Annotated in this window: 27 protein-coding genes; 10 read left to right on the plus strand and 17 right to left on the minus strand. The window is 71.9% G+C overall.

Annotation, left to right across the window (positions count from 1 at the left end; all coding sequences use genetic code 11):
• Positions 1–5: 5 nt before the first annotated feature.
• Positions 6–446 (minus strand): ATP-binding protein, encoded by a 441-nt coding sequence (locus ABT158_RS10450; protein ID WP_352352479.1) that lies wholly within the window; start codon positions 444–446, stop codon positions 6–8.
• Positions 447–553: 107 nt separating this feature from the next.
• Here ABT158_RS10450 and ABT158_RS10455 point away from each other — a divergent pair, with 107 nt between their 5' ends.
• Both ABT158_RS10455 and ABT158_RS10460 read left to right on the plus strand, forming a co-directional pair.
• Complete coding sequence (locus tag ABT158_RS10455) at positions 554–1,327, plus strand: helix-turn-helix domain-containing protein (protein ID WP_352352480.1); 774 nt, start codon at positions 554–556, stop codon at positions 1,325–1,327.
• Positions 1,318–1,557, plus strand: coding sequence for a DUF397 domain-containing protein (locus ABT158_RS10460; protein WP_352352481.1), 240 nt, complete (start codon positions 1,318–1,320; stop codon positions 1,555–1,557). The genes ABT158_RS10455 and ABT158_RS10460 overlap by 10 nt, the downstream gene beginning before the upstream one ends.
• Positions 1,558–1,577: 20 nt before the next feature.
• Here the strand turns inward: ABT158_RS10460 and ABT158_RS10465 are convergent, their stop codons facing one another.
• Both ABT158_RS10465 and ABT158_RS10470 read right to left on the minus strand, forming a co-directional pair.
• On the minus strand, positions 1,578–2,057 hold the full coding sequence (locus ABT158_RS10465) for a hypothetical protein (RefSeq protein WP_352352482.1): 480 nt from the start codon (positions 2,055–2,057) through the stop codon (positions 1,578–1,580).
• Positions 2,058–2,382: 325 nt separating this feature from the next.
• The gene (locus ABT158_RS10470; protein WP_352352483.1) at positions 2,383–3,114 is read right to left on the minus strand and encodes a Mut7-C RNAse domain-containing protein; all 732 of its coding nucleotides are present in this window, start codon (positions 3,112–3,114) and stop codon (positions 2,383–2,385) included.
• Between the two features lie 26 nt (positions 3,115–3,140).
• Here ABT158_RS10470 and ABT158_RS10475 point away from each other — a divergent pair, with 26 nt between their 5' ends.
• Complete coding sequence (locus ABT158_RS10475) at positions 3,141–4,040, plus strand: TAXI family TRAP transporter solute-binding subunit (protein WP_352352484.1); 900 nt, start codon at positions 3,141–3,143, stop codon at positions 4,038–4,040.
• Here ABT158_RS10475 and ABT158_RS10480 read toward each other — a convergent pair.
• The 6 genes from ABT158_RS10480 to ABT158_RS10505 form a co-directional block, all read right to left on the minus strand.
• On the minus strand, positions 4,031–5,356 hold the full coding sequence (locus tag ABT158_RS10480) for a sensor histidine kinase (protein WP_352352485.1): 1,326 nt from the start codon (positions 5,354–5,356) through the stop codon (positions 4,031–4,033). The two genes, ABT158_RS10475 and ABT158_RS10480, sit on opposite strands and share 10 nt — an antisense overlap.
• Positions 5,353–6,018 carry a response regulator transcription factor gene (locus ABT158_RS10485; RefSeq protein WP_352352486.1) on the minus strand — a complete coding sequence of 222 codons (666 nt, stop codon included), beginning with the start codon at positions 6,016–6,018 and terminating at the stop codon, positions 5,353–5,355. The genes ABT158_RS10480 and ABT158_RS10485 overlap by 4 nt, the downstream gene beginning before the upstream one ends.
• A gap of 9 nt (positions 6,019–6,027) precedes the next feature.
• Positions 6,028–7,338, minus strand: coding sequence for an MFS transporter (locus ABT158_RS10490; protein ID WP_352352487.1), 1,311 nt, complete (start codon positions 7,336–7,338; stop codon positions 6,028–6,030).
• A gap of 108 nt (positions 7,339–7,446) precedes the next feature.
• Entirely contained in the window at positions 7,447–9,546 is a 2,100-nt protein-coding gene (locus ABT158_RS10495; RefSeq protein WP_352352488.1) for a glycoside hydrolase family 6 protein, read from the minus strand.
• 26 nt (positions 9,547–9,572) lie between these two features.
• Positions 9,573–10,547: a GNAT family N-acetyltransferase gene (locus tag ABT158_RS10500; RefSeq protein WP_352352489.1), complete on the minus strand. Its 975-nt coding sequence runs from the start codon at positions 10,545–10,547 to the stop codon at positions 9,573–9,575.
• Between the two features lie 58 nt (positions 10,548–10,605).
• Positions 10,606–10,851, minus strand: a complete 246-nt coding sequence (locus tag ABT158_RS10505; RefSeq protein ID WP_352327988.1) for a DUF2630 family protein — start codon at positions 10,849–10,851, stop codon at positions 10,606–10,608.
• A gap of 38 nt (positions 10,852–10,889) precedes the next feature.
• Here ABT158_RS10505 and ddaH point away from each other — a divergent pair, with 38 nt between their 5' ends.
• Together ddaH and leuA are read left to right on the plus strand one after the other, a co-directional pair.
• Positions 10,890–11,639: a dimethylargininase gene (gene ddaH / locus ABT158_RS10510; RefSeq protein WP_352352490.1), complete on the plus strand. Its 750-nt coding sequence runs from the start codon at positions 10,890–10,892 to the stop codon at positions 11,637–11,639.
• A gap of 236 nt (positions 11,640–11,875) precedes the next feature.
• On the plus strand, positions 11,876–13,582 hold the full coding sequence (gene leuA, locus ABT158_RS10515; protein WP_352352491.1) for a 2-isopropylmalate synthase: 1,707 nt from the start codon (positions 11,876–11,878) through the stop codon (positions 13,580–13,582).
• A 67-nt stretch (positions 13,583–13,649) separates the two neighbouring features.
• Here the strand turns inward: leuA and ABT158_RS10520 are convergent, their stop codons facing one another.
• The gene (locus ABT158_RS10520) at positions 13,650–14,345 is read right to left on the minus strand and encodes a TetR/AcrR family transcriptional regulator (RefSeq protein WP_352352492.1); all 696 of its coding nucleotides are present in this window, start codon (positions 14,343–14,345) and stop codon (positions 13,650–13,652) included.
• Between the two features lie 117 nt (positions 14,346–14,462).
• Here ABT158_RS10520 and ABT158_RS10525 point away from each other — a divergent pair, with 117 nt between their 5' ends.
• The 3 genes from ABT158_RS10525 to ABT158_RS10535 are packed head-to-tail and all read left to right on the plus strand — an operon-like array spanning position 14,463 to position 16,611.
• Positions 14,463–14,816: a YrdB family protein gene (locus ABT158_RS10525; RefSeq protein ID WP_352352493.1), complete on the plus strand. Its 354-nt coding sequence runs from the start codon at positions 14,463–14,465 to the stop codon at positions 14,814–14,816.
• A 2-nt stretch (positions 14,817–14,818) separates the two neighbouring features.
• Entirely contained in the window at positions 14,819–15,730 is a 912-nt protein-coding gene (locus ABT158_RS10530; protein WP_352352494.1) for an NAD-dependent epimerase/dehydratase family protein, read from the plus strand.
• Positions 15,727–16,611, plus strand: a complete 885-nt coding sequence (locus ABT158_RS10535) for a Gfo/Idh/MocA family protein (RefSeq protein WP_352352495.1) — start codon at positions 15,727–15,729, stop codon at positions 16,609–16,611. Before ABT158_RS10530 ends, ABT158_RS10535 begins: the two co-directional genes overlap by 4 nt.
• Here the strand turns inward: ABT158_RS10535 and ABT158_RS10540 are convergent.
• The 4 genes from ABT158_RS10540 to ABT158_RS10555 form a co-directional block, all read right to left on the minus strand.
• Positions 16,595–17,419 carry a trypsin-like serine peptidase gene (locus ABT158_RS10540; RefSeq protein WP_352352496.1) on the minus strand — a complete coding sequence of 275 codons (825 nt, stop codon included), beginning with the start codon at positions 17,417–17,419 and terminating at the stop codon, positions 16,595–16,597. The genes ABT158_RS10535 and ABT158_RS10540 overlap by 17 nt on opposite strands.
• A 71-nt stretch (positions 17,420–17,490) precedes the next feature.
• Positions 17,491–18,495, minus strand: coding sequence for an acetamidase/formamidase family protein (locus ABT158_RS10545; RefSeq protein WP_352352497.1), 1,005 nt, complete (start codon positions 18,493–18,495; stop codon positions 17,491–17,493).
• Positions 18,492–19,862 (minus strand): APC family permease, encoded by a 1,371-nt coding sequence (locus tag ABT158_RS10550; protein WP_352352498.1) that lies wholly within the window; start codon positions 19,860–19,862, stop codon positions 18,492–18,494. The genes ABT158_RS10545 and ABT158_RS10550 overlap by 4 nt, the downstream gene beginning before the upstream one ends.
• 57 nt (positions 19,863–19,919) lie before the next feature.
• Positions 19,920–20,999: a substrate-binding domain-containing protein gene (locus tag ABT158_RS10555; protein ID WP_352352499.1), complete on the minus strand. Its 1,080-nt coding sequence runs from the start codon at positions 20,997–20,999 to the stop codon at positions 19,920–19,922.
• A 51-nt stretch (positions 21,000–21,050) separates the two neighbouring features.
• Here ABT158_RS10555 and ABT158_RS10560 point away from each other — a divergent pair, with 51 nt between their 5' ends.
• A complete protein-coding gene (locus tag ABT158_RS10560) occupies positions 21,051–21,536 on the plus strand; it encodes a MarR family winged helix-turn-helix transcriptional regulator (RefSeq protein WP_352352500.1) in 486 nt (161 codons plus the stop codon).
• Here ABT158_RS10560 and ABT158_RS10565 read toward each other — a convergent pair.
• The 3 genes from ABT158_RS10565 to ABT158_RS10575 form a co-directional block, all read right to left on the minus strand.
• On the minus strand, positions 21,505–21,987 hold the full coding sequence (locus ABT158_RS10565) for a cupin domain-containing protein (RefSeq protein WP_352352501.1): 483 nt from the start codon (positions 21,985–21,987) through the stop codon (positions 21,505–21,507). The two genes, ABT158_RS10560 and ABT158_RS10565, sit on opposite strands and share 32 nt — an antisense overlap.
• Before the next feature lie 28 nt (positions 21,988–22,015).
• Positions 22,016–22,210, minus strand: a complete 195-nt coding sequence (locus tag ABT158_RS10570; protein ID WP_352352502.1) for a hypothetical protein — start codon at positions 22,208–22,210, stop codon at positions 22,016–22,018.
• A gap of 72 nt (positions 22,211–22,282) precedes the next feature.
• A complete protein-coding gene (locus tag ABT158_RS10575; RefSeq protein ID WP_352352503.1) occupies positions 22,283–23,560 on the minus strand; it encodes a Glu/Leu/Phe/Val family dehydrogenase in 1,278 nt (425 codons plus the stop codon).
• Between the two features lie 216 nt (positions 23,561–23,776).
• On the opposite strand from ABT158_RS10575, the gene ABT158_RS10580 reads away from it, so the two are divergent.
• On the plus strand, positions 23,777–25,330 hold the full coding sequence (locus ABT158_RS10580; RefSeq protein ID WP_502911507.1) for an alkaline phosphatase D family protein: 1,554 nt from the start codon (positions 23,777–23,779) through the stop codon (positions 25,328–25,330).
• The last annotated feature ends 4 nt before the right edge of the window (positions 25,331–25,334 follow it).

The following is a 25,334-nucleotide window of genomic DNA, read 5'->3' on the forward strand; positions in this document are numbered from 1 at the left end:
TGCCGCTAGGACGCCCAGGCGACGACCTGGAACCAGACCGCCTTGCCGGGCGGCACGGGGTTCCAGCCCCAGTCGTGGGACAGGCTGTGGACGATGGCCAGCCCCCGCCCCCGGCAGGCCAGGGGATCGGCCTGGCCCATCCGGGGAAGGGCGGCGCACGAGTCGCGGACCTCCACGGTCAGCAGCCGGCCCTCCCGGACCACCACGACCCGGACGGGGTCCGCCGAGCGGGCGTGGGTGAGCGCGTTGGTGACCAGCTCCGAGACGAGCAGCTGGGCGATCTCGACGGCGGCCTCCGCCGCTTCGTGATCCTTGGCGACGTCGCGGACGAACCGCCGCACGGAGGAGACGCAGCCGGGGTGCCGGGGCATCCGCCGTTCGCCGAGGACCGTGTCCGGCAGGGGCCGCCGGTCGGCGAGCGTCACGGCGGGACTTTCGGATTTCATGTGGCCAGCGTGACGCCATATGACTACGGTCGGTAGTGATCTGATTGCAAGGAGTGGACTTTGAAGTCCGTGCCGTTGTCGTTGAACCCGGGCGAGGGGAGGGCAGGGTGGCCGACTTCTACGCGCCTCAGGCGATATGGGGCAGAGAGTTGCGGCACTACCGGAAGGCGGCGGGCCTGACACAGGGGCAGCTCGCCGAGCGCATCCATTTCAGCGAGGGCCTGATCAGCGGCGTCGAGACCGGTCAGCTCCCGGCCAGCCCCGAGTTCGCCGAGGCCTGCGACAAGGCTCTCGGCACCGGCGGCGCCCTGCGCCGCCTGCTCGACTGGCGCAAGGGTCAGATCTTCCCCTCCTGGTTCGGCAAGTGGCACGAGAAGGAGCAGGCGGCGCTCACCCTGCGCACCTACGAGCCGCTCCTGGTGCCCGGCCTCCTGCAGACCGAGCAGTACGCCCGCGCCCTGCTGCGCGGCAACGAGGCCGCGGTGGCCGCGCGCATGGAGAGGCAGGCGATCCTTGCCCGCGACGACCCTCCGTCGCTGCGCTGCGTCATCGACGAGGCGGTGCTGTTCCGGCCCATCGGCGGGCCGGAGCTGATGAAGGGTCAGCTCCGGCGGCTGCTCGACGCGGTCACCCCGCGGCTCAGCATCCAGGTCCTCCCGCACGGGCTGCACTCCGGCTTGACGGGTGGCTTCGTGATCGCGACCCTGGACGGAGGCTCCGAGGTGTTGTACGCGGAAACCGCGGTGCGCGGCATCACCACGAGCGATCATGAGGACGTCTCGGCGGCCGTGGAGCGGTTCGAGGCCATCCGTACCGAGGCGTTGCCCTTGAGCATGTCCCTTGAAACGATAAAGAAAGCCATGGTGGAACGATGGACCTGAGCTGTGTCCAGTGGCAGAAGTCCAGTTTTTCCGGCGACAACGGCGGCAACTGCGTCGAGATCGCCGAGCTCAAGAACGTTCCTGGCGGCCCTGCGCACAAGGGCGGGCAGGCCGAGCTGGTCGTCGTGCGTGACTCCAAGGACCCCGACGGGCCCAAGCTGTTCTTCACGCCCGCCGAGTGGGACGCGTTCGTGGCGGGCGTGAAGGCGAGCGAGTTCGACCGCGCCTGACGGCGAGGTCACGGCAGGGTTCAGCAGGTGGCGGGGCCGGCGTCCCGCTGGACCTCTATGGCGGGCGTCTCGCCCACGTGCGGCGGCATCGCGGACGCGGACATCAGCGGATCGCCCGGGGTGCCGCCGACCTTCTCCAGGAAGTCGGCCCACTCGGTCGGCACGGTGAGCGCGGTGATCGCATACCACTCGCCGGCCATCGCGGGGTCGTCGCCTTCGAGCGAGACGGGCACGTCCCACTGGCCGGAGGCCCGTACGGGGTCGACGCGGTAGAACCGGGTGTGTCTGGTGCGCGGCGTGCCGGTCGTCCGGCGTACGCCGATCAGCAGGGTCGTGCCCTCGGGAAGCGTGGCGGTGCCTCTCACCAGCGGGCAGGGCGAGGCGGTGGCCCCGGGGCCGGTGACGGGCGCGGTGATGACGAGCCGGGGCGTCTCCCGCTCGCTCTGCGCCTGGCTGTACTTCACCACGACGCCGGGCAGGCCCACCAGCGTCGTGGCCATGCCGACAATGGCGGTGGCCCACTTCCTTCTGACGCTCCATACGCGTGGAGCGGGCCCGGCGCCGTGGCCGAGCTTTCGATTCTTGGCCATTTGCGGTATTTCCCCCGATCGTGCGCCGCGAGATGGATACGCGGAAACGCGACGTAACCGAATTTTTCCGGATAAACGCCGAATTGGAGTCTTTTGCTCAACGGGGTGGAAGGGTGTCAGTATGCACCCGATTTCGGGTGATGCCGTTTCCCCTGCTCATACCCTTGATCGTCCGCGTAACCCCCGGCCGAGGGTGTTTTTGAGATCAACTTGACGGTCGTTCTCAAAGCGCGAATCAGCGGCTATTGGCCCAAATGCGCGCCGATTGCACGATCTCCTCAAGGTTGTCGCTGTGCGCGCCCTGCCAGTAGACCTGGCCGCAGTCGCCGCACCGGCCGTAGGCGTCGTAGCCGCGCCGGGTGCCGGCCTCCAGCAGCGGCCCGACCTCCTCCTTCGTCACCGGCACGAGCACGCCGTTGCAGGCCGTGCAGCGCGTCCAGGGGGCCAGCGGCGGCTCGAAGCGTTCGAGCACGTCGCGGAGCTGGTCGGCGGGGCGCGAGCCGCGGACGTAGGCGCCCAGCCACAGCGCGCGGCGGCGCAGCAGCCCGCGGTCCTGGGTGAGCAGCACCCGCCGCTCCTCGTCGGCCTGGACCACCAGCGCCGGGTCGTCCATGTCGTTGTGGTACGCGGTGTCCACGCCGAGCAGGCGCAGCCGCCGGGCCAGCGTGCCGAGGTGCACGTCGAGCAGGAACCGCGGCCCGGCGGGCAGCGGCTGCGGCCGGGGCATCGGGTGCACCTCGACGGTCTCGCCCGGCGCGAGCAGGTGGGACGGGGCCACGCCGCGGCCGTCGGACAGCATCGGGCCCGCCTCGGTCAGCGGGATGCCGAGCGACTCCACGTGATGGCCGAGCGTCGAGGTGCCGTCGGTGGTCACCCGCTGCCACTCGCCCCGGCGGCTCACGGGCACGAACATCCTCAGCTCGGCGGCGATGCGCAGGCGTGCGTCCCGTTCGGTCACACTGTCCATTCTGCGCGACCGGATACCGTGACATCATGCCCATGTCCCGCCGAGCCTTCCTCGGGCTCGCCGCGCTGGCGGCCGGCTGCTCCACGGCCAGGCCCGCCGAGCTGCGGCTGGTCACCGGGCTGGCGTGTGGCCCGTACGGCGCGCTCGGGCAGCGGCTGGCGGGCGAGCTGCGGCACGACGGGCTGACCGTGCGGGTGGTGGAGACCGCGGCCAGCGTCCAGAACCTCACCATGATGGCCGGCGGCCGGGCCGACGTCGGGTTCGCGCTGGCCGACAGCGCCGACGACGCGGTCAGGGTGCGCCACCAGCCGGTCGCCGCGCTGGCCCGGATGTACATGAACTACGTGCATCTGGTCGTCCGCGAGGGGGCGCGCATCACCGGCGTCGGCGACCTGGCGGGGCGTCCGGTGTCGATCGGGGTCGAGGGGTCGGGCACGGCCGTGACCGCGACGCGCGTGTTGTCGGCCGCCGGGCTGCGCACGCCGCCGCAGATCAGCAGGCTCGGCCTCGACGCCTCGATCACCGAGCTGCGCGGCGGCCGGATCGAGGCGTTCTTCTGGTCGGGCGGCGTGCCGACGCCCGCGCTCGCCGCGCTCGACGACATCGCGCTGGTGCCGCTGGAGTCGCTGGTGCCGGTGCTGCGCCGCCGCTACGGGCCGGTCTACGAGCACGCCGCCGTGCCGGCCGGCGCGTACGGGCTGGCCAGGCAGGTGCCGACCGTGGGCACGCCGAGCTACCTGATGTGCCGTACGACGCTCCCCGACGACCTGGCCTTCACCGTCACCGAGACGCTCTTCCGCGCCCGCGACCGCCTCCAGGCCCCCTCCGCTCCCGGCGGCCGCCTCGACAGGCGTTACGCCATCGGCACCGGCGTCGTGCCCCTGCACCCGGGCGCGGCCCGCTACTACCGCTCGGTCTACGGCTGAGCCAGGGCCAGCTCGACCACCAGCCCGTGCGGCACGGCGGGCAGCAGCCGCAGGGTGGCCCCGCACGCCTTGGCCAGCTCGGCCGCGATGGCCAGGCCGAGCCCGCTGCCCGGGACGTTCGCGTGCGCCCCCGACCGCCAGAACCGTCCCAGCGCCTCGGCCCGCTCCGCCGCGCCCAGCCCCGGCCCGTCGTCGGCCACGCGCAGCACCCCGCCGTCGAGCGTGACCGTCACCGTGCCGCCCTCGGGGACGAACTTCTGGGCGTTGTCCAGGGCGATGTCGGCGATCCTGGCCGCCGCCTCCGGCACCACCGCGCCCGCCGGGACGTCGGCCACCAGGCACACGCCCTTGGCCGCGTAGACCTCGCGCCACACCGCCAGCCGCTCGCCGAGCCCGGCCTCCTTGCCCGCCAGGCCCGCGCCCGCCTCGACCTTGGCCAGCGCCAGCAGGTCCTCCACCAGCAACGCCAGCCGGTCGAGCTCGGACATCGCCTCGGCGTACTCGGCCGTGCCCTCCTCGCGCAGGTGCGGCTCCAGGTTCTCCAGCCGCAGCCCGAGCACGGTGAGCGGGGTGCGCAGCTCGTGCGAGGCGTCGGCCACGAACGCGCGCTGCCGTTCCATCGCCGCCGAGACCGCGTCGGCCATCGCGTTGAAGCGCTCCTCCAGCCGCCGCAGCTCCGACGGGCCCGCTCCGGGATGCGCCCGCGCGTCGAGCTGACCCTGCGCGATGGCCCGCGTGGTGCGGTCGAGCTCGGTCACCGGCCGCAGGATCCAGCGGGCCAGCCGCCGGGCCGCCAGCGCCGACCAGGCCAGCGCGACCAGCGCCCCCGCCGCCAGCGCGCCCCAGACCAGCGACACGTCCAGCCGGGCCTGCCCGGTCGGGGCCTCCAGCAGCACCACGCCGGACACCTGCGCGTCCCGCCCGGCGGGCTCGGCCAGCAGCACCGTGGCCGGGCCGAACGGGCTGACCGTGGGCAGGTCCTCGGTCGTGCGGCCGGACAGCGCGAGCCGGGTCGCCTCCCGGTCGTCGGCCTCGAACCGGCCGGCCGAGACCAGGATCGAGCCGTCGCGGTCGCGCACCCGGACGGCCGCGCCGTACAGGTCGGCGTAGCGGGACACCTCGGTGATCAGGCCCGTGCGGTCGTCGTCGCGGGCCGCGGCGTCGGCCAGCTCGGCGAAGCGGGTGGCGTCGGCGCGCCGGTCGAGCAGCAGGCGGTTGGTCCGGTGGGAGGCGTAGGCCAGGCCGAGCGGCACCGCCAGCGCCGCGATCAGGAAGACGATCAGCGTGGTGAACGTGACCACCAGCCGCGCGTTCATCCCGCCGGGCCCAGCCGGTAGCCGGTGCCGCGCAACGTCTCCACCAGCCCGGGACGCCCGGTCTTGGACCGCAGCCCCGCCACGTGCACGTCGAGCGACCGGGACACCGACAGCAGCGGATCGCCCCAGACCTCGTCGAGGATCTCCTCCCGGCTGCGCACCACGCCCGGCTCGCGGGCCAGCAGCGCCAGCACGTCGAACTCGCGCCTGGTCAGCGCCACCGGCTGCCCGGCCACCGTGACCTGCCTGCACTCCAGGTCGATGCGCACGTCGCCGACGCACACCACGTGGTCGCGCGCCGGCATCGGACGCGTGCCGCGCCGCAGCACCGCCTCCATGCGGGCCATCAGCTCGACCGTGCGGAACGGCTTGACCAGGTAGTCGTCGGCCCCCGAGCGCAGGCCGCGCAGCACCTCGCGCTCCTGCGTGCGGGCGGTGACCACGATGAGCGGCACCGCCGAGACGCGGCGCAGCCGGCGCAGCACGTCGAGCCCGTCCATGTCGGGCAGGCCCAGGTCGAGCAGGACGAAGTCGGCGCCCCCCGCCAGGCGGAGGGCGTCGACGGCCAGGCCGGCGCGGGTGACCGAATGGCCGTGCCGGGCCAGCGCGGTGGTGAGCGCGGAGGCGAGCCGATCGTCGTCCTCGACCAGGAGAACCCGCATGGTGCCAGGTTAGACGCGGGCGGTGACCGGATCCGACGGCTCGGCGCCCTCGCTGCGGGACAGCGCCGCGTCGCGGGTCTCGCGCATGGTCAGGTAGACGATCAGGGAGACGGCGGCGCAGGCGGAGACGTACCAGTAGAAGCCGGACTCGATGCCCTTGTCCTTGAACCACAGGGCGACGTACTCGGCGGTGCCGCCGAACAGCGCGTTCGCGATCGCGTACGGCAGCGCCACCCCCAGCGCGCGCACGTGCGTCGGGAACAGCTCGGCCTTCACCACGGCGTTGATCGAGGTGTAGCCGGTCACGATCACCAGGCCGACGAGCGACAGGACGAGCGCGCCCCCGAAGCCGCTCGCCCCGCCCAGCGCGGTCATCAGCGGCACCGTCCCCAGCATCGACCCGATGCCGAACGTGATCAGCAGCGGCCGGCGCCCGATGCGGTCCGACAGCGACCCGGCCAGCGGCTGCAGGCACATGAAGATGAACAGCGCGCAGAAGCTGACCAGCGTGGCCGTCTCCTTCGGCAGGCCCGCGGTGTTCGACAGGTACTTGGTGAGGTACGTCGTGTAGGTGTAGTACGCGACCGTGCCGCCCATGGTCAGGGCGATGACCAGCAGCGCCTCCTTCCTGTGCGCCAGGAGCTGCCTGATGGTGCCCTTGTCGCGGCGCTCCTCTTCCTCCTCGCCGTACGCCTCGGTCTCCAGCAGGCTGCGGCGCAGGTAGAACACGACGGCGGCGGCCAGGGCCCCGACCACGAACGGCACGCGCCAGCCGTAGGAGTTCAGGGCCTCCTTCGACATCGTGTTCTGCAGGATGATCTGCAGGCCGAGGCCGACGAGCTGGCCGGCGGTCATGGAGACGTACTGGAAGCTGGAGGCGAAGCCGCGCCGGCCGCGCGGGGTGGCCTCGGTCAGGTACGTGGCGCTGGCGGCGTACTCGCCGCCCACCGACAGGCCCTGGAGCAGCCGCGCGACCACCAGGACCAGCGCGCCGAAGTAGCCGACCGACTCGTACGTCGGCGCGATGGCGATCAGCAGCGCGCTGGCCGACATCAGCGTGACGGTGAGCGTGAGCGCCGCCTTGCGGCCCCGGCGGTCGGCGTACCGGCCGAGCAGCCAGCCGCCGAGCGGGCGCATGAAGAAGCCGACGGCGAAGATGGCCGCGGTGTTGAGCAGCTTGGCCGTGTCGTCCCCGTCAGGGAAGAACGAAGCGGCGAAGTACACGGCGAAGCTGCTGTAGACGAACCAGTCGTACCACTCGACCAGATTGCCGACGGAGCCGCCGATCACTGCCTTCCACGGCACGCGCGCTTTGTTCATGTAGGACCTCCTGGGGGGAGTGGATGCAGGCCAGAGCCTCTCCCCAGAAGGTTGTTCGGACAAGGTGCGGCGGCTCAGATCTAACGTGCGCTTAACATCGGGTTTTCCTCAGCGCAACGGGGGCCGGGCGTTCTTCGCGCGTTCGAGCGCCAGATCGGCCCACCACTCGCCGCTCTCCGGCGCCACCACGCCGCGTTCGGGGTCCTTGTCGCCGTTCGTGCCGCGCCGGCAGCGTCCGCCGGAGCTGCCGGCGCGGGTGATCCACAGGTAGGCGTCCGCCAGCTCCTCGCCCGTGTCGGTGGTGGGCCGCTCGCCGACGCCCCGGCCCGGTGGGTTGCACCAGGTCTGCGGGTCTTTGTACTTCTTCGTCGGCGACCACGAGCCCTGGCCGTTCCTGGCCGTGTCCACCACGAAGTGCGGCAGGTCGCCGCCGGGGTCGGCGTCCTTCGGGCAGGTGGCGCCGCCCGTCCTGCGCATGACGGCGATGCAGGCCGACAGCGACTTGCCGTACTCGACGGCCTTGGGGGTGGCCTGGAAGGCGGCGGTGTTGACGAAGAACCCGTCGGCCCGGTCGATCCCGGCGCCGATCAGACGCTGGGCCATGACCTCGGTGCCGGGGTAGAGGTCCTGGCTGCCGTCGAGGTAGACGGCCGTGCCGGGGTGCCCGGTCTTGAGCGATTGAACGGCCTCGCGCAGGTCGCGGTAGCGCTGCTCGGCCGTGCCGGCCAGCGTGCAGTCCTTGGTGCCGGGCAGGTTGACCAGGCTGGACGGCTCCAGGATGATCACCGCCTTGCGGTCGCCGATCTGCCGGGCGACGCCCTTGACCCACTGCTGGTAGACCTGCATCTCGCCCGCGCCGACGGAGGAGCAGTCGCCGCCGCCCGGCATGTAGTTGACCAGGAACACCGGTACGCCGCCCGCCTCCTGCGCGGCGGTCACGGCCGTCTCGACCGTGGCCCTGACCTCGGGCTGGTTCAGGCGGATGGCGTGCGGGACGGCGGCCAGCCGCTCCATGAGCGCGGCGTCGGCCGGACGGTCCTTGCGCCACACGGCGGCCTGGCGGGCGGCGGCCTTCTCCTTCTCCGACCAGAAGGTGACGCCGTTCTCGCGCAGCGGGTTGCGGGGTGTCGCGGTGGAGGCCGGGCCTGTGCCGGTGGCCGTGCGGGTGCTCGCGGGGGTGTCGTCGTGGGGCCACAGCAGGGCCGTGGTGACGCCGGCGGCCGCCACCACGACCGCCGCGGCCGCGGCCAGCAGCCTCGTCCGCCGCTTCCCCGCCGTCGGCGCGTCCGTCCCTTCGGGAGGAGAAGGGGGGACGGTGGCCGGCGTCCCGGCAGCGGGAGGAGAAGGGGGGAGGGGGGCCGGAGTCACGGTGGCGGGGGAGGGGGGCGGGGTGGGGAGGGCGGCCGAGGGGGTGGCGGTGCTGAGGGCGTCCATCAGGTCCTGGGCCGTGGGGCGGGCGGCCGGGCTCTTGGCCAGGGACGCGGTCACCAGGTCGAGCAGCGGCCCCGACAACCCGCGCAGCTCGGGAGCCTCGTTGACGATGCGTAACAGGACCGTCGGCACCGACCCCGACCCGAACGGCGGCAGCCCCCCGGCGGCGAAGGCGACCGTGCAGCCCCACGAGAAGATGTCCGAGGCCGGCCCGACCCGCGACCCCGCCACCTGCTCGGGCGACATGTACGACGGCGTCCCCACGATCGCGCTGCTCATCTCCGACTCCGCCAGCCGCGCGATGCCGAAGTCGATGACCTTGGGCCCCACCTGGGACAGCAGCACGTTCGACGGCTTGAGGTCACGGTGCACGACCCCGGCCCCGTGGATGGCCCGCAACGCCATCGCCATGGCCGCGGCCAGCCCGTCGAGCGCGGAGCCCTTCAGCGGCCCCGAGTCGCGCACCGCGTCGTCCAGGCTGGGCCCCTCGACGTACTCGGTGACCAGGTACGCCACGTCCGCGTGCACGTCGGCGTCGAGCACCGGGGCGGTGCAGAAGCGGGCGACCCGCCGGGCCGCGGCCACCTCGCGGGCGAACCTGCGCCGGAAGTCGGGGTCGGCGTCCATCCTGGCGTGGATGAGCTTGACGGCCACCCGGGTGCCGCCGGGCTCCTCGCCCAGGTAGACGACGCCCATGCCGCCCTCGCCCAGCCGGCCCAGGAGGGCGTAGCGCCCCACCTGCCGCGGATCCGCGTCCCTCAACGCCTCCAACGTCATGACGTGTCAGGTTAGCCGGGGAAAGGTCAGACCGTCAGCCGCCACTCGTCCCACTCGTCGAGCAGCTCGAACCCCATGGCCTCGTTGATGGCCAGCATGTGGGCGTTGGACGTGGCGTTCCAGGTGATGATCCGCTCCAGGTGCGGTTCGTGCTCGCGCAGCCACAACAGGTTGGACAGCTTGAGCAGCAGGCCCAGGCGATGGCCGCGGTGCTCGCGCAGGACGGTGGTGTCGGCCTGGTGGCCCCAGCCGTCGGAGCGGTCGGCGGTGAGGTAGATCCGCGTGTAGCCGGCGGGCGCGCCGTCGGACTCGCGCCTGGCGATCATCGTGTAGCAGGTCTCGCCGCTGAGCGTGACGCGCTCCTCGCGCAGGCGCAGGCGGTCGAGGTCGAAGGTCATGTCCTCGACGTCGGCGTCGCGCGGGGCGTCGTTCATGCCGCTCATCACCGTGGCGAGGTCGGCCAGCAGCTCAGGACCGGCCGGGCCGGTGAACCGCTCGACGCGGTAGCCGGGCACCTCGGGCAGCATGCCGCGCAGCGCGGCCCAGTCGGCCGTGCGCAGGTCGAGCGTGCGGCGGGCCTCCTGGAGCGCGACCGTCATGCCGTGGGCGCGGGCGAAGCGGGCGCCGACGCCGGTGGTGGGCGTCTCGGTGAGCAGCAGGGTGCGGCCGTGGGCGCGCATCCGGCCGAGGGCGTGCTCGAACAGCTCGCTGCCGAGGCCGCGGCCTTGCAGCTCGGGCCGGACCACGAGCGGGAACAGCCAGCCCATGTGCCGGTTGTCGGACTGGGGCAGCGCCAGGCTGTAGCCGCCGGCGACCTTGCCGCCGTCGGTCAGGACCCAGGACTCGACCCGGTCACCGGGAGGGCCCAGGAGGGCGATGACGGACAGGCGGGTGAGCGACAACTTGGGGCCGGGCTCGTGCGCGTGGGCGGCCAGGTAGGCGTCGTGCAGGCCCGTCATCAGCTCGCCCGGCCGGTCGGGGTCGATTGGCTGGATGTGCATCCCTCCAGCCAATCGCATCGGCACTGCCTCCGGCCAGCCGTTTTACCGCCGGTGGGCCCTACTGCCGGTAGTTCTCCACCTCGCCGGCCGGGCGGACGGCCGCGCCGTCGGGGTCCTCGCCCGCGCCGCGCCTGGCCCGGCGCTGCCGGAGCAGGTCCCAGCACTGGTCGAGCGCCACCTCCAGCTGCTTGACCCGTGCGTGCTCCTCGTCGGAGGTGACCTCGCCCGCCGACAGCCTGCCGCGCAGCTCGTGCTCCTCGGCGACCAGAGCGCTGATCCTGGTGAGAATCTCGTCGTCCCGCATGCCCAAGACTCTAACGACTGCGTGATAGAACACGCCCTATGTCTGGTATCGCGCTGGTAAGGAAGCCCGGACCCCGGATCGCCGAGGGCATCGTCACGCACATCGAGCGCGCGCCCGTGGACCACGAACGCGCACGTCACCAGCACGACGCCTACGTCGCGGCGCTGGCCGCGGCCGGATGGCGGCCGGTCTACGCCGAGGACGCCGACCACCTGCCCGACGCGCCTTTCGTGGAGGACGCCGTCGTGGTGTCGGGGCGGCTGGCCGTGCTCACCCGGCCGGGCGCGCCGGAGCGGCGCCCGGAGGTGGAGTCCGTGGAGCGGGCCGTACGGGAGCTCGGCCTGAAGGCGGTCCGGATCGCCCGCCCCGGCACCCTGGACGGCGGCGACGTGCTCCAGGTCGGCCCCACCGTGTACGTCGGCAGGTCGGCCCGCACCGACGACGAGGGCGTCAGCCAGCTCGCCGCCCTGCTGCCCGAGCGGCGGGTCGTGCCCGTGGGCCTGCGCGGCGTGCTGCACCTGAAGTCGGCGGTGACCGCCCTGCCCGACGGGACGCTCATCGGCGATCCCGGCCGCGTCGAGCTGCCCGGCCTGCTGGAACCGCCGGAGGAGCCGGGCGCGCACGTGGTGCCGCTGGGCGGCGACCGGGTGCTGCTGGCCGCCTCCGCCCCGAGGACCGCGGCGATGCTGGAGCGGCGCGGGCTCGCCGTGACGAGGGTGGACATCTCGGAGTTCGAGCGGCTGGAGGGCTGCGTCACCTGCCTGAGCGTGCTCATCCCGGACGAGTGATGACCCGCGCCGGAATTTCGCGGCCCTGACCTGGTGTTTCACCATCGGTGGACCGATCGGCTCTCATGATGTGAGATCTAGGGCAGCGAATCCCGAGACGTCTGGTAGCGTGCTTGGCATGCTGCGCGGGCTGCTTCTTAGCTGCCGCGGCGAGGGCCTGTAAGGCCGGCTCCCTCGTCGCGGAGCCAGTCATGCGCGTCGGCCGCTTTCGACTCGACCGACGAGGAGCAGCAGACATGAACGCCCAGCAGCCCAGTCCCATGCCGGCCCATCGTTATCAGCCGTTCGAACCGATCCGGCTGACCGATCGCACCTGGCCCGACCAGGTCATCACCAAGGCGCCCCGGTGGTGCGCGGTCGACCTGCGCGACGGCAACCAGGCCCTGATCGACCCGATGGACTCCCACCGCAAGCTCCAGATGTTCGAGCTGCTGGTACGCATGGGCTACAAGGAGATCGAGGTGGGCTTCCCGGCCGCCTCCCAGACCGACTTCGACTTCGTCCGGCAGATCATCGACGAGGGCCGCATCCCCGACGACGTCGTCATCCAGGTGCTGACCCAGGCCAGGCCCGAGCTGATCGAGCGCACCTTCGAGGCGATCGAGGGCGCCAAGCAGGCCATCGTCCACCTGTACAACTCGACCTCCACGCTCCAGCGCCGCGTCGTGTTCGGCCAGGACAAGGACGGCATCACCGCCATCGCCGTCGAGGGCGCCAAGCTGGTCAGGAAGCTGGCCGAGGCCACCGACGTCGACGTCTTCTACCAGTACTCGCCCGAGTCGTTCACCGGCACCGAGCTGGAGTACGCCGTCGAGGTGTGCGACGCCGTCAACGAGGTGTGGCAGCCCACCCCCGACCGCAAGGTCATCATCAACCTGCCCGCCACGGTCGAGATGGCCACGCCCAACGTCTACGCCGACCAGATCGAGTGGATGCACCGCAACCTGCGGCACCGCGACTCGATCGTGCTGTCGCTGCACCCGCACAACGACCGGGGCAGCGCCGTGGCCGCCGCCGAGCTGGGCTACATGGCCGGCGCCGACCGCATCGAGGGCTGCCTGTTCGGCAACGGCGAGCGCACCGGCAACGTGTGCCTGGTCACCCTGGGCATGAACCTGTTCTCGCAGGGCGTCGACCCCGAGATCGACTTCAGTGACATCGACGAGATCCGCCGCGTCACCGAGTACTGCAACCAGCTGCCGGTGCACCCGCGCCACCCGTGGGGCGGCGAGCTGGTCTACACCGCCTTCTCCGGCTCCCACCAGGACGCCATCAAGAAGGGCTTCGAGCACCTGGAGCGCGACGCCGCGGCGGCCGGCACGCCGGTGGCCGAGTTCACCTGGGCGGTGCCCTACCTGCCGATCGACCCCAAGGACATCGGCCGCACCTACGAGGCCGTCATCCGGGTCAACAGCCAGTCGGGCAAGGGCGGCGTGGCCTACATCATGAAGGCCGACCACCAGCTCGACCTGCCGCGCCGGCTGCAGATCGAGTTCTCCAAGGTCGTGCAGGCCCGCACCGACGCGGGCGGCGGCGAGATCAGCCCCAGCGCCATGTACGAGATCTTCCGCGACGAGTACCTGCCCACCCCCGCCAACCGCTGGGGCCGGCTGAGCCTCATGGCCCACCGCCACGAGTCGACCGTCGACGACAAAGACCGCATCGGCGCCGACGTGCGTCTCGACGGTGAGATCCGGGAGATCGCGGGCGTGGGCAACGGCCCGATCTCGGCCTTCATCGACGCCATCGCGGGCGTCGGCATCAAGGTGCGGGTCCTCGACTACGTCGAGCACGCGATGAGCGCAGGCAGCGACGCCAAGGCCGCCTCCTACCTGGAGTGCGAGGTCGACGGGCAGGTGCTGTGGGGCGTGGGCATCGACGCCAACACCACCACGGCCTCGCTCAAGGCCATCATCTCGGCGGTCAACCGCGCCGCGCGCTGACGTTCTCGCGCAAGGGGCAGGAGTGCACGTGCACCCCTGCCCCTTTCGGCGTGCGGGGACGTTCCGGTCACGTGGCGAGGCCGAGCGCCGCGGCGGCCAGCCGGAGCGCGTGGTCGAAGGCCGCCCGCCGGCTCTCGATCGTGTTGTTGAACTGGCCGAACACCTCGAAGTTGACCCAGCCGTAGAGCGTCGACCAGGACGCCATCGCCCGCCACACCACGTCGTCGGGCACGCCGGGCATCAGGGCGCGGATGTTGTCGGCGTCCGCGGCCACCTCGGCGGGCGGCTCGGGGACGGCCGGCGGGTGCAGCTCGCCCGCGTTCCAGGCGTCGGCGACGATCGCGCCGAGCACGGTGACGTCGCGCAGCCGGGCCGCGACGGTGTCCTGCGGCGCCTGGTAGCCGGGCACGGGGGAGCCGTAGATCAGGGCGTACTCGTGGGGGTGGGCCACCGCCCAGTCGCGCACGGCATGGCCGGCGGCCAGCCAGCGGCCGAGGTGGGCCGTGCGCGGGCAGGCGGCCTCGGCCTGCTCGACGGCCTGGCCCAGCGCGTTGTAGCCGTCGATGATCAGGGCGGTCAGCAGGTCGTCGCGGCTCGGGAAGTAGCGGTAGATGGCCGAGGAGACCATGCCCATCTCCCGGGCCACGGCCCGCAGCGACAGGCCGCCCGCGCCGTCGGTGGCCAGTTGGCGGCGGGCGATGTCGGTGATCTCCCTGGTGAGCTCGGCTCTGACGCGCTCTCGCGCGGTACGGCTGGCTGTCATGCACAGCAGGTTACCAGAGCACTGGCAAAAAACGAGAGCACTGCTCTTGACGAATGCCGCTCTTTTGAGAGAGCATTGCTCTCGTAAGCGAACAGCGCACCCCCTCAGGAGATCCCCATGCTCGCCCTCGCCAAGAACGCCAACGCCGTCCTGATGTTCTTCCTGGAGCTCGGCGTGCTCGGCGCGGTGGCCTACTGGGGCTTCACGCTCAGCCCCAACTGGGCGATCAAGCTCCTGGCGGGGCTGGGCGGCCCGGCGCTGTTCATCGCGGTGTGGGCGCTGTTCGGCGCGGGAGGCGGCGCGAACGCCACGATCCCGCTCACCGGCCTGGCCCGCGTCGTGCTGGAGATCGTCTGGTTCGGCGGCGGCGCGCTCGCGCTCTACGCCGCCGGCCGGGTCACCCCGGCGATCGTCTTCGCCGCCGTCTTCGTCGTCAACGCGCTGCTGCGCTTCATCTGGAAGCAGGTCTGATCATGGGTAAGCACGTCGTCGTGGGGTCCGGCCAGGTCGGCACGCACCTGGCCGCCAAGCTCGCCGCGCAGGGGCACGAGGTCGTCGTCGTGACCCGGTCGGGCCGCGGGCCGGAGGGCACGGTCAGGGTGGCCGCCGACGTGGCCGACCAGGCCCGGCTGTCCGAGCTGGCCAAGGGGGCCGACGTCCTGTACAACTGCGTCAACCCGGCCTACCACCGGTGGCTGACCGACTGGCCGCCGATGGCCGCCTCGTTCCTGACCGCCGCGGAGTCGAGCGGGGCGGTGCTCGCCATCCTGGGCAACCTCTACCCGTACGGGCCGGTCTCCGGCCCGATGACCGAGGACCTGCCGCTGGCCTCCACCACCCCCAAGGCCCGGGTACGGGCGCAGATCTGGCACGACGCGCTGGCCGCCCACCGCGAAGGGCGGATCAGGGTGACCGAGGTGCGCGGCTCGGACTTCTTCGGCCCCGGCGCCACCGACCAGTCCCACCTGGGCACCCGCTTCATCCCCGCGCTCAGGGCCGGCCGGACGATCCGGCTCGTCTTCCCCGCCGACGTCCCGCACAGCTGGACCTACCTGCCGGACGTGGCCGACGCCCTGATCACCGCCGGCGCCGACGAGCGGGCCTGGGGCCGCGCCTGGCACGTGCCCACCAACGACCCGATGACCTTCCGCGAGGTCGGCACCCGGATGGCCGCCCTGCTGGACCTGCCGGCGCCCAGGATGACCACGCTGCCGTGGCCGCTGCTGCGGGTGTCCGGGCTGTTCTCGCCCATGATCGGCGAGCTGCGGCACGTGCGCTACCAGTTCACCGCGCCCTACGTGCTCGACTCCTCGGCGTTTCAGCAGGTCTTCGGCGTCGCGCCTACGCCGGTGGAGGCCGCGCTGAAGGCTACGCTCGACGGATGAAGATAGCCATGATCGGCCTGGGCGACATCGCGGAGAAGGCGTACCTGCCCGTGCTCGCCGCCCAGTCCCTCGACCTCCACCTGTGCACCCGCAACACCGCGCGGCTCGACCGGCTCGGTGACGCCTACCGCGTCGCCGACCGGTCCACCAGCGTCGACGAGGTGATCAAGGCGGGGGTCGACGCCGCGTTCGTGCACGCCGCGACCGAGGCGCACCCGGAGATCGTCGAGCCGCTGCTCAGCGCCGGGATCCACGTCTACGTCGACAAGCCGATCGCCTACAGCCTGGCCGAGTCCGAGCGTCTGGTGCGCCTGGCCGAGTCCGAGGGCAGGTCGCTGATGGTCGGGTTCAACCGCCGCCACGCCCCCGGCTACGCGGGGCTCATGGCCCTTCCCCGTCATCTCGTGCTGCTGGAGAAGAACCGCGACAACTACCCCGACGCCCCCCGGCGGGCCATCTTCGAGGACTTCATCCACGTCGTGGACACGCTCAGGTTCCTCGCCCCCGGCCCGGTCACCGAGACCAGGATCCGCACCCGCGTCCGCCGCGACCTGCTCGAACACATCGTCCTCGAACTGTCGGGCGCCGGGTTCACCGCGATCGGCGTCATGAACCGGGTCAGCGGCGCCGCCGAGGAGACCTGCGAGGTCATGGGCGACGGCATCAAGCGGCGGGTGGTCAACCTCGGCGACGTCCTCGACTACGAGGGCGGCGAGACGCTCACCAGGCGGCCCGACTGGGTGCCGGTCGCCCGGCAGCGCGGCATCGAGCAGATCTGCCAGGAGTTCCTGCTCGCGGTCCGCGAGGGCCGGGTGATCAGCGCCGAGGACGCCCTGCTCACCCATGCCATCTGCGAAGAGGCCGTCAGCCTGGCTTCCTGACCCGCATCGACTCGTCGGCCCTGGTGAACATGCGGTCGAACGTCGTCCCGCCCAGCCGGGCGAGCACCGTGTAGCCGTCGGTGTCGCTCAGCGGGCTGGAGGACGAGACCACGCCCGCCACCGAGTCGCCGTACAGCACCGGGCCGCCGCTCCCTCCGGCGGCGGCATGGCAGTTGCGGGTGACCATCACCCCGGGGCCCACCGTCGAGCCCTCGACCGCGTCGCCCAGGCAGCGGTACATCTGCGTGCCCGGGTAGCGCTTGCCCGCCGGGTAGCCGAGCAGTTCGAGCCCGCGCAGCTCGGCGCCGCGGCTCGTGCGCAGGGGCGGCAGGCCCTGGCCGACCACGTCCTCCAGCGGGCGCCTGCCCTTGACGACCCCGACCAGGCCGACGTCGTACGGCAGCACGTCGGGGGAGTCGGGGTTCGCCCGCCAGCGGTCCGGCGCCCACGTGCGCACCGCGGACCAGACGCCGTGCCGCGGGTTGCCCCTGTCGAACCCGGGCATGAAGACCAGCCGCTTGAGCGGCCGGCCGTCGTGGTAGAGGCAGTGCGCGGCCGTCAGCACCAGGCTGCGGCTGCGCGAGCCGATGATCGCGCCGCCGCACCACACGTCGGTGCGGGTGACGGGGTCATGACCGAGCAGCACCCCGGTCAGCCGCCGCGCCCCCGTGTAGGGGCGCGGGACCGGCGCGTAGCCCAGGCGGTCGCCGTCCGGGGTCAGCACCTGGGGGACGGGGACGCTGCGCTGCGCGACATCGGTGACGCCAGCCGGATCGAGCAGGACCAGAGACAGTACCAACCTGAGCACTTTCCCACTCTACGTGGAAGATGATCAATGCCCTGACCTGCGACACCAAGGTTTACCTAAGTGGGGGATTGTCATGCGTCGTACTGGGCTCCCAGGGCGCGCAGGCGGGCGTGGACGTCCTCGTACACCGAGGGGGCGCCCAGGTAGGTCTTGGGCAGCTTGGCGACCATGGTGTAGTTGGTGTCGCACACGTTCCCGACCGGCGCCTGGCCGGCCTGGCTGACGAGCTGGTACGCGTCCAGCGTGTCGAGGCCGGTCAGCTCCGACGTCCAGGTCACCAGGTCGTGCTGGCTGATGCGGTAGGCGTCCTCCAGGGGCCTGGCCGAGCCGGTGGACATCAGGTGCAGGTCGTCCTCCAGCCGGGGCCACGGCGTGGCCACGCCCTTGATCAGCTCGACCGCGACCACGGTGTTCATGGCCGACTCGACGGCCGTGCCGCAGACCTCGCCGTGCCCCTGCAGGCCGTGGCCGTCGCCGATCGAGAACATGCCGCCCTCGACGTTGACGCCCAGGTAGACGGTGACGCCGGCGCGCAGCTCAGGGGTGTCCATGTTGCCGCCGTGCGCGTCGGGGGTGATGGTCATGCGGGCCTCGTTCGCGCCCGGGGCCACGCCCACCGTGCCGTGCATCGGGTCGAGCGGCAGCGCGACGCTGAAGTCGCTGTTGCGCGCGTGGTAGACGGCCACGCCCTTGTCCACGTCGATGTCGTAGCGCCAGACCCGCTCCTCCAGCGGCGGCTGGAGCGTCGCCGTGGTGTGGGTGCCGGTCAGCGCGCCGAAGTGCGGGAACGTGGTGGAGACCGCCCAGTCGCGGGCCGGGGTGATCCTGACGAAGTGCAGCGCCAGCGTGTCGCCCGGCTCGGCCCCCTCCACGTGGAAGGGACCGGTGACGGGGTTCAGGTACGGGAACTCGCAGACCCGCGACGGCAGGTCCTCCACGGTCCGCACCCGGCCGCCGAAGCAGTCCTCGGTGTACAGCTCCATCACCGTCCCGGGCCGCACCCTGCCCAGGGCGGCACGGCCGCCGAAGGTGTAGCTGAGCTCCTCCGGCGTGGGGTGGTAGGAGACGACGTTCACTTGACCTCCGAGGGAAGAACGGGCCTGCGGCCGACGAGATAGCTGACACCCAGGATGACCAGTCCGGCCGCCAGCCAGATCAGGCCGACCGTCTGGGTCACCAGCTTGGTGTTGTACACCACGGCGGCCAGGACGAGGAAGCCGATCGCCGGCGCGATCACGTGCGCCCACACGTTCCCGCTGCGCCTGCGGAACCAGTGGTGGACGACGACGGCCACGTGCAGGATCAGGAAGGCGGTCATCGCGCCGAAGTTCACGAGCTGGCTGAGCAGCGGGATGCCGTAGTTCTCCAGGCTGCTCATGTAGAGGCCGATGCCCAGCGACAGCACGGCGACGGCCAGCGTGGCGTTCACCGGCACCTTGTGCCTGGGGTGGACCTTGGCCAGGAACGAGGGGAGCATGCGGTCGCGGGCCATCGCGAACAGCAGCCGCGAGGTGGCCGCCTGGGCGACCAGCGAGTTGGCGAAGCCCCACGCGATCGCGGTGGCGACGGCGGTCAGCACGCTCAGCCAGTGGCCGCCGGCGAACTCCGCCATGCGGTAGAAGGCGTCACCGTTCTCGTCGCCCTTGGCGATCAGCTGCGCGCGGTCCGGCATGAGCAGCGCCGCGACCCAGGTCTGCGCCACGAACAGCACCGCGGCCAGTCCGAGCGCCGCCACCATCGAACGGCCGAGCCGCCTGCCGTCCTCCTTGTTCTCCTCGGCCAGCGTGGAGATGCCGTCGAAGCCGAGGAAGGACAGCACCGCCGTGGCCGCCGCGCCGAACACCAGCGTCCAGGTGAACGTCGAGGGCTCGAAGATCGGCGTGAACGCGCCCGCCTGGGCCTTGCCCTGCGCCAGCGCGATGCCGCCGACCACCAGGAAGATCGCCAGCACGGCCAGTTCGGCGACCAGCATCACCCGCGTGATGCGCGCGGTCATCTGGATGCCCATGTAGTTGACGGCCGTGTTGAGCAGCACGAAGATGACCAGCCAGCCCCAGACCGGGATGCCGGGGACGAACGAGTTCATGGCCAGGCTGGCGATGAGGTAGAGCAGCGACGGCACCAGGATGTAGTCGAGCAGGATCGCCCATCCGGCGATGAACCCGACGGGCGCCGAGATGCCGCGCCCGGCGTAGGTGTAGACGGAGCCGGCCATGGGGAACGCCTGGGCCATCTGCGAGTACGACAGCGCCGTGAACGCCATGGCGACCAGGCCGATGATGTAGGCCAGCGCGACCATGCCGCCGGACGACTGGAACACGCCGCCGAAGATGCCGAACGGTGCGATCGGCACCATGAAGATCAGGCCGTAGATCATCAGGTCGGCGAAGCCCAGAGAGCGTTTGAGCTCTTGGCGGTAGCCGAACTGCTCAACGGTGCTCATGTTGCGCGGCTCCTTGTTGAGGTTGGGGGGCGTCTCGCACCTTAGAGCCAAAGCTTTCTAGTGAAAAGGTTTCTCAAGCAAGAAATCCAGGCCGTCCGCCCTGCCGAGGTGCACCGTGCGCCGCACCTGCCGGTTCAGCAGCGTGAGCGGGCCGCGCGCGCTGACGATCGTGGTGCCGTCGGCCACCGCGTCGAGGGCCGGGACGGCCAGGCTGCCCGCCCGCGCGGACAGGGCGGCGAGCATCGCGACGGCCTCGTAGCAGCCCTGGCCGTGGGCGTTGAGCATGGGGGCGTGCGGGCCGAAACGTTTGGCGTACCGCTCGGCGAAGTGCAGGCTGGCCTCGGTCGGCAGGTCGCGGAAGTAGCCCATCGACGCGTAGAGCTCGCCGGTGCCGTCGCCGCCGATGCCGAGCAGGCCGTGCTCCTCCAGCGCCCCGCACAGCCGGGCCGCGCCGAGACCGGCGGCAGCGTAGGCCCGGTTGAAGGCGACCAGGTCGCTGCCGATCAGCGTGAGCAGGATCGCGTCGGGGCGGGCGTCGGCGATCCGGCCGAGCCAGGAGGCCGCCTCGCCGTACCGGACGAACGCCTCGCCGACGACGGTCGCGCCACGCGCGCGCAGCCGGCGGCGGGCGCCCGCGTGCACCAGGCGCGGCCAGACGTAGTCGTTGCCCAGCAGGTACCAGCGGCGTGCCCGGTGGACGCTGACCAGCCATTCGATGCCCGGTTCGAGCTGCCTGCCGGGGGTCTCGCCGAGGAAGTAGACGCCCGGCGCGTGCCCCCCGCCCTCGTACGGCGGCGCGTACACGAACGGGACCCGCCCGCCGATGGCCGCGACCACGTCGATCCGCACGTCGCTCGCGTGCGTGCCCACCACCGCCTCGACCGTGCCGGACGCGACCAGGCCGGCCACCTCGGCCGCCACCTCGCGCCCCGGCCGCCCGCCGTCGACCAGCACCAGCTCGACCTGCCTGCCGAGCACGCCGCCCCGGGCATCGACCTCCTCGGCGGCCAGCACCGCGCAGTTGATCGCACACGGCCCCACCAGCCCGAGCACCCCCGACACGGGCACGACCAGGCCGATCCGGACCGCGTCCGAGGGGATGAGCCGGGCCTCGAAAGGATCGACGATCGCCGCCACGCCGACGAGTATCCTCCGAACTAGCTCTCCGGTGAAAGGACCTGATCTCTCATGGCTAAATCCGGGCTGGGGTCCTCACTCGCGTACGTGCTCAGCCGCGCCGAACGCGAGGTCACGCGCGGCCTGGCGGCGACCCTGGCCGGGGAGGACGTCACCGTCGAGCAGTGGCGCATCCTGCGCGCGCTGGCCGACGGCCGCGGCCACTCGATGGGGGAGCTGGCCGAGGCGGTGCTCATGCCGCACCCGACGCTCACCAAGGCGGTCGACCGGCTGATCGACCGGGCGCTGGTCCACCGGGGCGCGTCGGCGGGCGACCGGCGGCGGGTGGCGGTGTTCCTGGCCGACCGGGGGCGCGACCTGCTGGCCCGCGTGGACGGCTCGGTGGCCGAGCACCACCGGGCCATCGCCGCCGCGTTCGGCCAGGAGCGCACCGAGCGGCTGATGCGCGAGCTGGAAGAGCTGGCCGCGGCCCTCGACCGGGCCTCGGCGCAGGCGCCGGGCCCCGTCAGTCCAGCCAGTACGTGTCGTGGCGGATGAAGAACTCGGCCTTCTCCTCCTCGCTCTTGCCGGCCAGGTCGAGCAGCCCCTCGAAGTAGCCCTCGCGAGGGGCGCCGGGGGCGAAGTGCAGCAGCATGGTCGCGGGCTCGCCCGACTCGTTGCGGAAGGCGTGCACGCCGCCCTCGGGCACGTGCACCCAGTCGCCGGGACGGGTGTCGATCCAGCGGCTGCCGTCGTAGATCCGCACCGATCCGTCGAGGATGTAGAACGACTCGGAGATCGACTTGTGGAAGTGGGGGCTCGGGCCGGACGGCTCGGGCCCCATCACCCAGCGGTAGAGCCCGAACTGGCCGTTGGTGGTGGCCCCGGTGGCCAGGTAGTGGGCGGTGTTGCCGCTCGGGTAGGTCAGCTCGGGGCCGTGCTCGTAGGGGCGGTACGTGGCGGACAGCTCGCCGGTGTCGCCCGAATAGCGTGGTTCCGGATAGGTCATGAGGCCATCCTGCCCGACCCGCCCGCGATCAGCTCTCGCGGTTCTTCCTGTCGTGGTCGGACCACAGCAGCAACGCCAGGCCCGCGACCGCGAGCCCCAGGTAGGCCGCCAGCGGCAGCTCCACGAACCGCCCCACGAACCCCCACTCCGTGTCGAACCAGACGCGCCCGGCGAACCCGCCGAGTCCCTGGATGATGGCGATGACCCCGATGAAACCCCTCATGCCCCTGACCGTCGCAGAACGGGACCCGCCCCGGCATCCGACCTTGGGCGGGTCACGTGCGACCAAAGTAGGTCAGGGGTAGAGGCCCCGCATGCTGTGGGCCTCGGCGACCCGGCCCACGCCGATCACGTGCGCCGCCTCCCGCAGCGTCAGCCCGCGCTCGGCGGACATCGACTTGACCTCGGCGAAGGCGCCCTCCATCAGGTCGCGCAGCTTCACCTCGACCTCGCGCGAGCTCCAGGAGAAGGCCTGCATGTTCTGCACCCACTCCAGGTAGGACACGATCACCCCGCCCGCGTTGGCCAGGATGTCCGGCACGACGGTGGTGCCGTTCGCGGCCAGGATCTCGTCGGCCTCCGGCGTGGTGGGGCCGTTGGCGCCCTCCACGATCAGCCGGGCGCGCACGCGGGGCGCGTTCGCCGCGGTGATCACGCCTTCGAGCGCGGCCGGGACGAGCACGTCCACGTCCAGCTCGAACAGGTCGTCGTGGGCCATCGCGTCGGCGTGCGGGTAGCCGGCCACGCCGCCGGTCTCGGCCACCCAGGCGCGCACGCGGGCGACGTCGAGGCCGCCGGGCGCGTAGAGCGCGCCGGTGACGTCGGAGACGGCGACGACCTTGCAGCCCTCGTCGGACAGGTACTGCGCGGCCAGCGCCCCCACCTTGCCGAAGCCCTGCACGGCGACCGTGACGCCCTCCGGCGAGCGCCCGAGCGCGGCCAGGGCCGCGATCTGCACGCCGCGCGAGGTCGAGCCGGTGCGGCCGAGCGAGCCGCCGAGCGTCATCGGCTTGCCGGTGACCACGCCGGGCACCGAGTAGCCGGCGTTGACGCTGTAGGTGTCCATGATCCAGGCCATGGTCTGCTCGTCGGTGCCGACGTCGGGGGCCGGGATGTCCTTCTCCGGGCCGATCAGCGGCAGGATCTCGTTGACGTAGCGGCGGGTGAGCCGTTCGAGCTCGATCGTGGTCAGCGCGCCCGGGTCCACGGCCACGCCGCCCTTGGCGCCGCCGTACGGGATGCCGACCAGTGCGCACTTCCACGTCATCCACATCGCCAGGGCGGTGACCTCGTGGATGTCGGTGCTGGGATGAAAGCGGATGCCGCCCTTGGCCGGGCCGCGCGAGACGTTGTGCTGGACGCGGAAGCCCTGGACGACGTCCATGCGCCCGTTCTCGCGGCGCACCGGGACCGAGACGGTCAGCGAGCGGCGGGGCGTGGCCAGCATCGTGCGGAGGCCGTCGTCGAGCCCGAGGTGGGCGGCGGCCTGGTTGAGTTGGTGAAGAGCGGAGTCGAGCGCTTGTTGACCAGGTGTGATCAGCGCCGGCGTCTTTGACGGCACCATGATGCTCATGGTCGAGTTTCCTCCTGTATGCGCGCCCATTTTGTGGGAGAAGGCGCCGTTGCCTTCCCTCTTGGGCGTGTTGTCTCGATCATCCTAGGCCGGGCAGTTTGACCTTGCCTAGGTTATGAAGGGATATCCAAGCCGTTGATCAACGTGCTGGGAACGTGCCACTCTGGCAGGCTATCGAGCGAGAGTGTGCCGAATCGTCGAAAACCGGAGGGTTGGATGCCCGCACTCGTGGTTGGGCCGATGTTGCGTCACGTCGACTCGGTCAGTGCCTCGATCTGGGTGGAGACCAGCGAGCCCTGCACGGTCACCGTCGAGACGGCAGGCGGGGCTTATCGGTCGCCCACCTTCACCGTGCACGGTCACCACTACGCGATCGTGGATCTCGTTGACCTGTCCCAGGATATCGCCTCCTATTCCGTCAGCCTCGACGGGGACCAGGTCTGGCCCCTGGCGGGTCGCCCGGCCAGCCGGGTGCGGCTGCTGCCCGCCGAAGGGCCCCGCAGGCTGGCGTTCGGGTCGTGCCGCACGAGCGTGCCGCACGACTCGGCCCACGTCCGCACCCACGGCGACGACGTGCTGCGCGCCTACGGCGTGAGCCTCATGCGCGCCGACGAGGAGGAGTGGCCCGACCTGCTGCTGCTCCTCGGCGACCAGGTCTACGCCGACAGCCCCTCGCCCCAGATGCTCGACTACATCCACGCGCGCAGGACCACCGAGCCGCAGGGCGAGATCGCCGACTACGAGGAGTACGCCGAGCTCTACCGCCAGGCGTGGACCGAACCGGAGATCCGCTGGCTGCTGTCCACCGTGCCCACCGCCATGATCTTCGACGACCACGACCTGCGCGACGACTGGAACACCTCCCAGCCCTGGCGGGAGAAGATGGCCCTGACGAGCTGGTGGCCGCGCCGGGTGATCGCCGGGCTCGGCGCCTACTTCGTCTACCAGCACCTGGGCAACCTGACGCCGGCCGAGCGCGCGGCCGACCCGCTGGTGCGCGAGCTCACCGAGGGCGGCGGCGACGGCGGCCCGGCCCTCGACGCCTTCGCGGCCAAGGCCGACGCCGAGCCGAGCAGCAACCGCTGGAGCTACACCCGCGACCTCGGGCACACCCGGCTCATCATGATCGACACCCGGTGCGCCAGGCAGCTCACCCCGGGCGACCGGCGCATGCTCGACCCCGAGGAGTGGGCCTGGCTCCAGGAGCAGGCCGCCGCCCCGGCCGAGCGGCTGGTCATCGGCTCCTCCATCCCGTTCCTGCTGCCCGAGGGCGTGCACGGCGTCCAGAACTGGAACGAGGCGCTGTGCGACGGCAAGTGGGGCCGTACGGTGCAGCGGTGGTCGGAGCAGCTCCGCCAGGCCGTCGACCTGGAGCACTGGGCGGCCTTCCGGCGCTCGTTCGAGGACCTGGGCAGGCTGCTGGTCCGGCTCGGCAAGCCGGCGGTGATCCTGTCCGGCGACGTCCACTACTCCTATCTGGCCAAGGCCTCGGCCGGGCAGATCTACCAGGTGGTCTGCTCGCCGATCCGCAACCCGCTCAGCCGGCTGCTGCGCTGGGCCAACGTGCTCACCCAGTTCGGGCTGGCGACGCTGGTGGGCAGCCTGCTGGCGCGGCTGGCCGGCATCCCGCGGCCGCCGTTCCGCTGGCGGGTGACCAAGGGCCCGCTGTTCCAGAACGCGCTGGCCACGCTGACCTTCCCCGACACCGTCACCTGGTACGAGTCGGCGGGCGACGGTGTCAGGCCGATCGACTCGGCCCGGCTGGCGTAGAAAT

Source organism: Nonomuraea sp. NPDC001636 (assembly GCF_040298265.1).
GTDB lineage: Bacteria > Actinomycetota > Actinomycetes > Streptosporangiales > Streptosporangiaceae > Nonomuraea.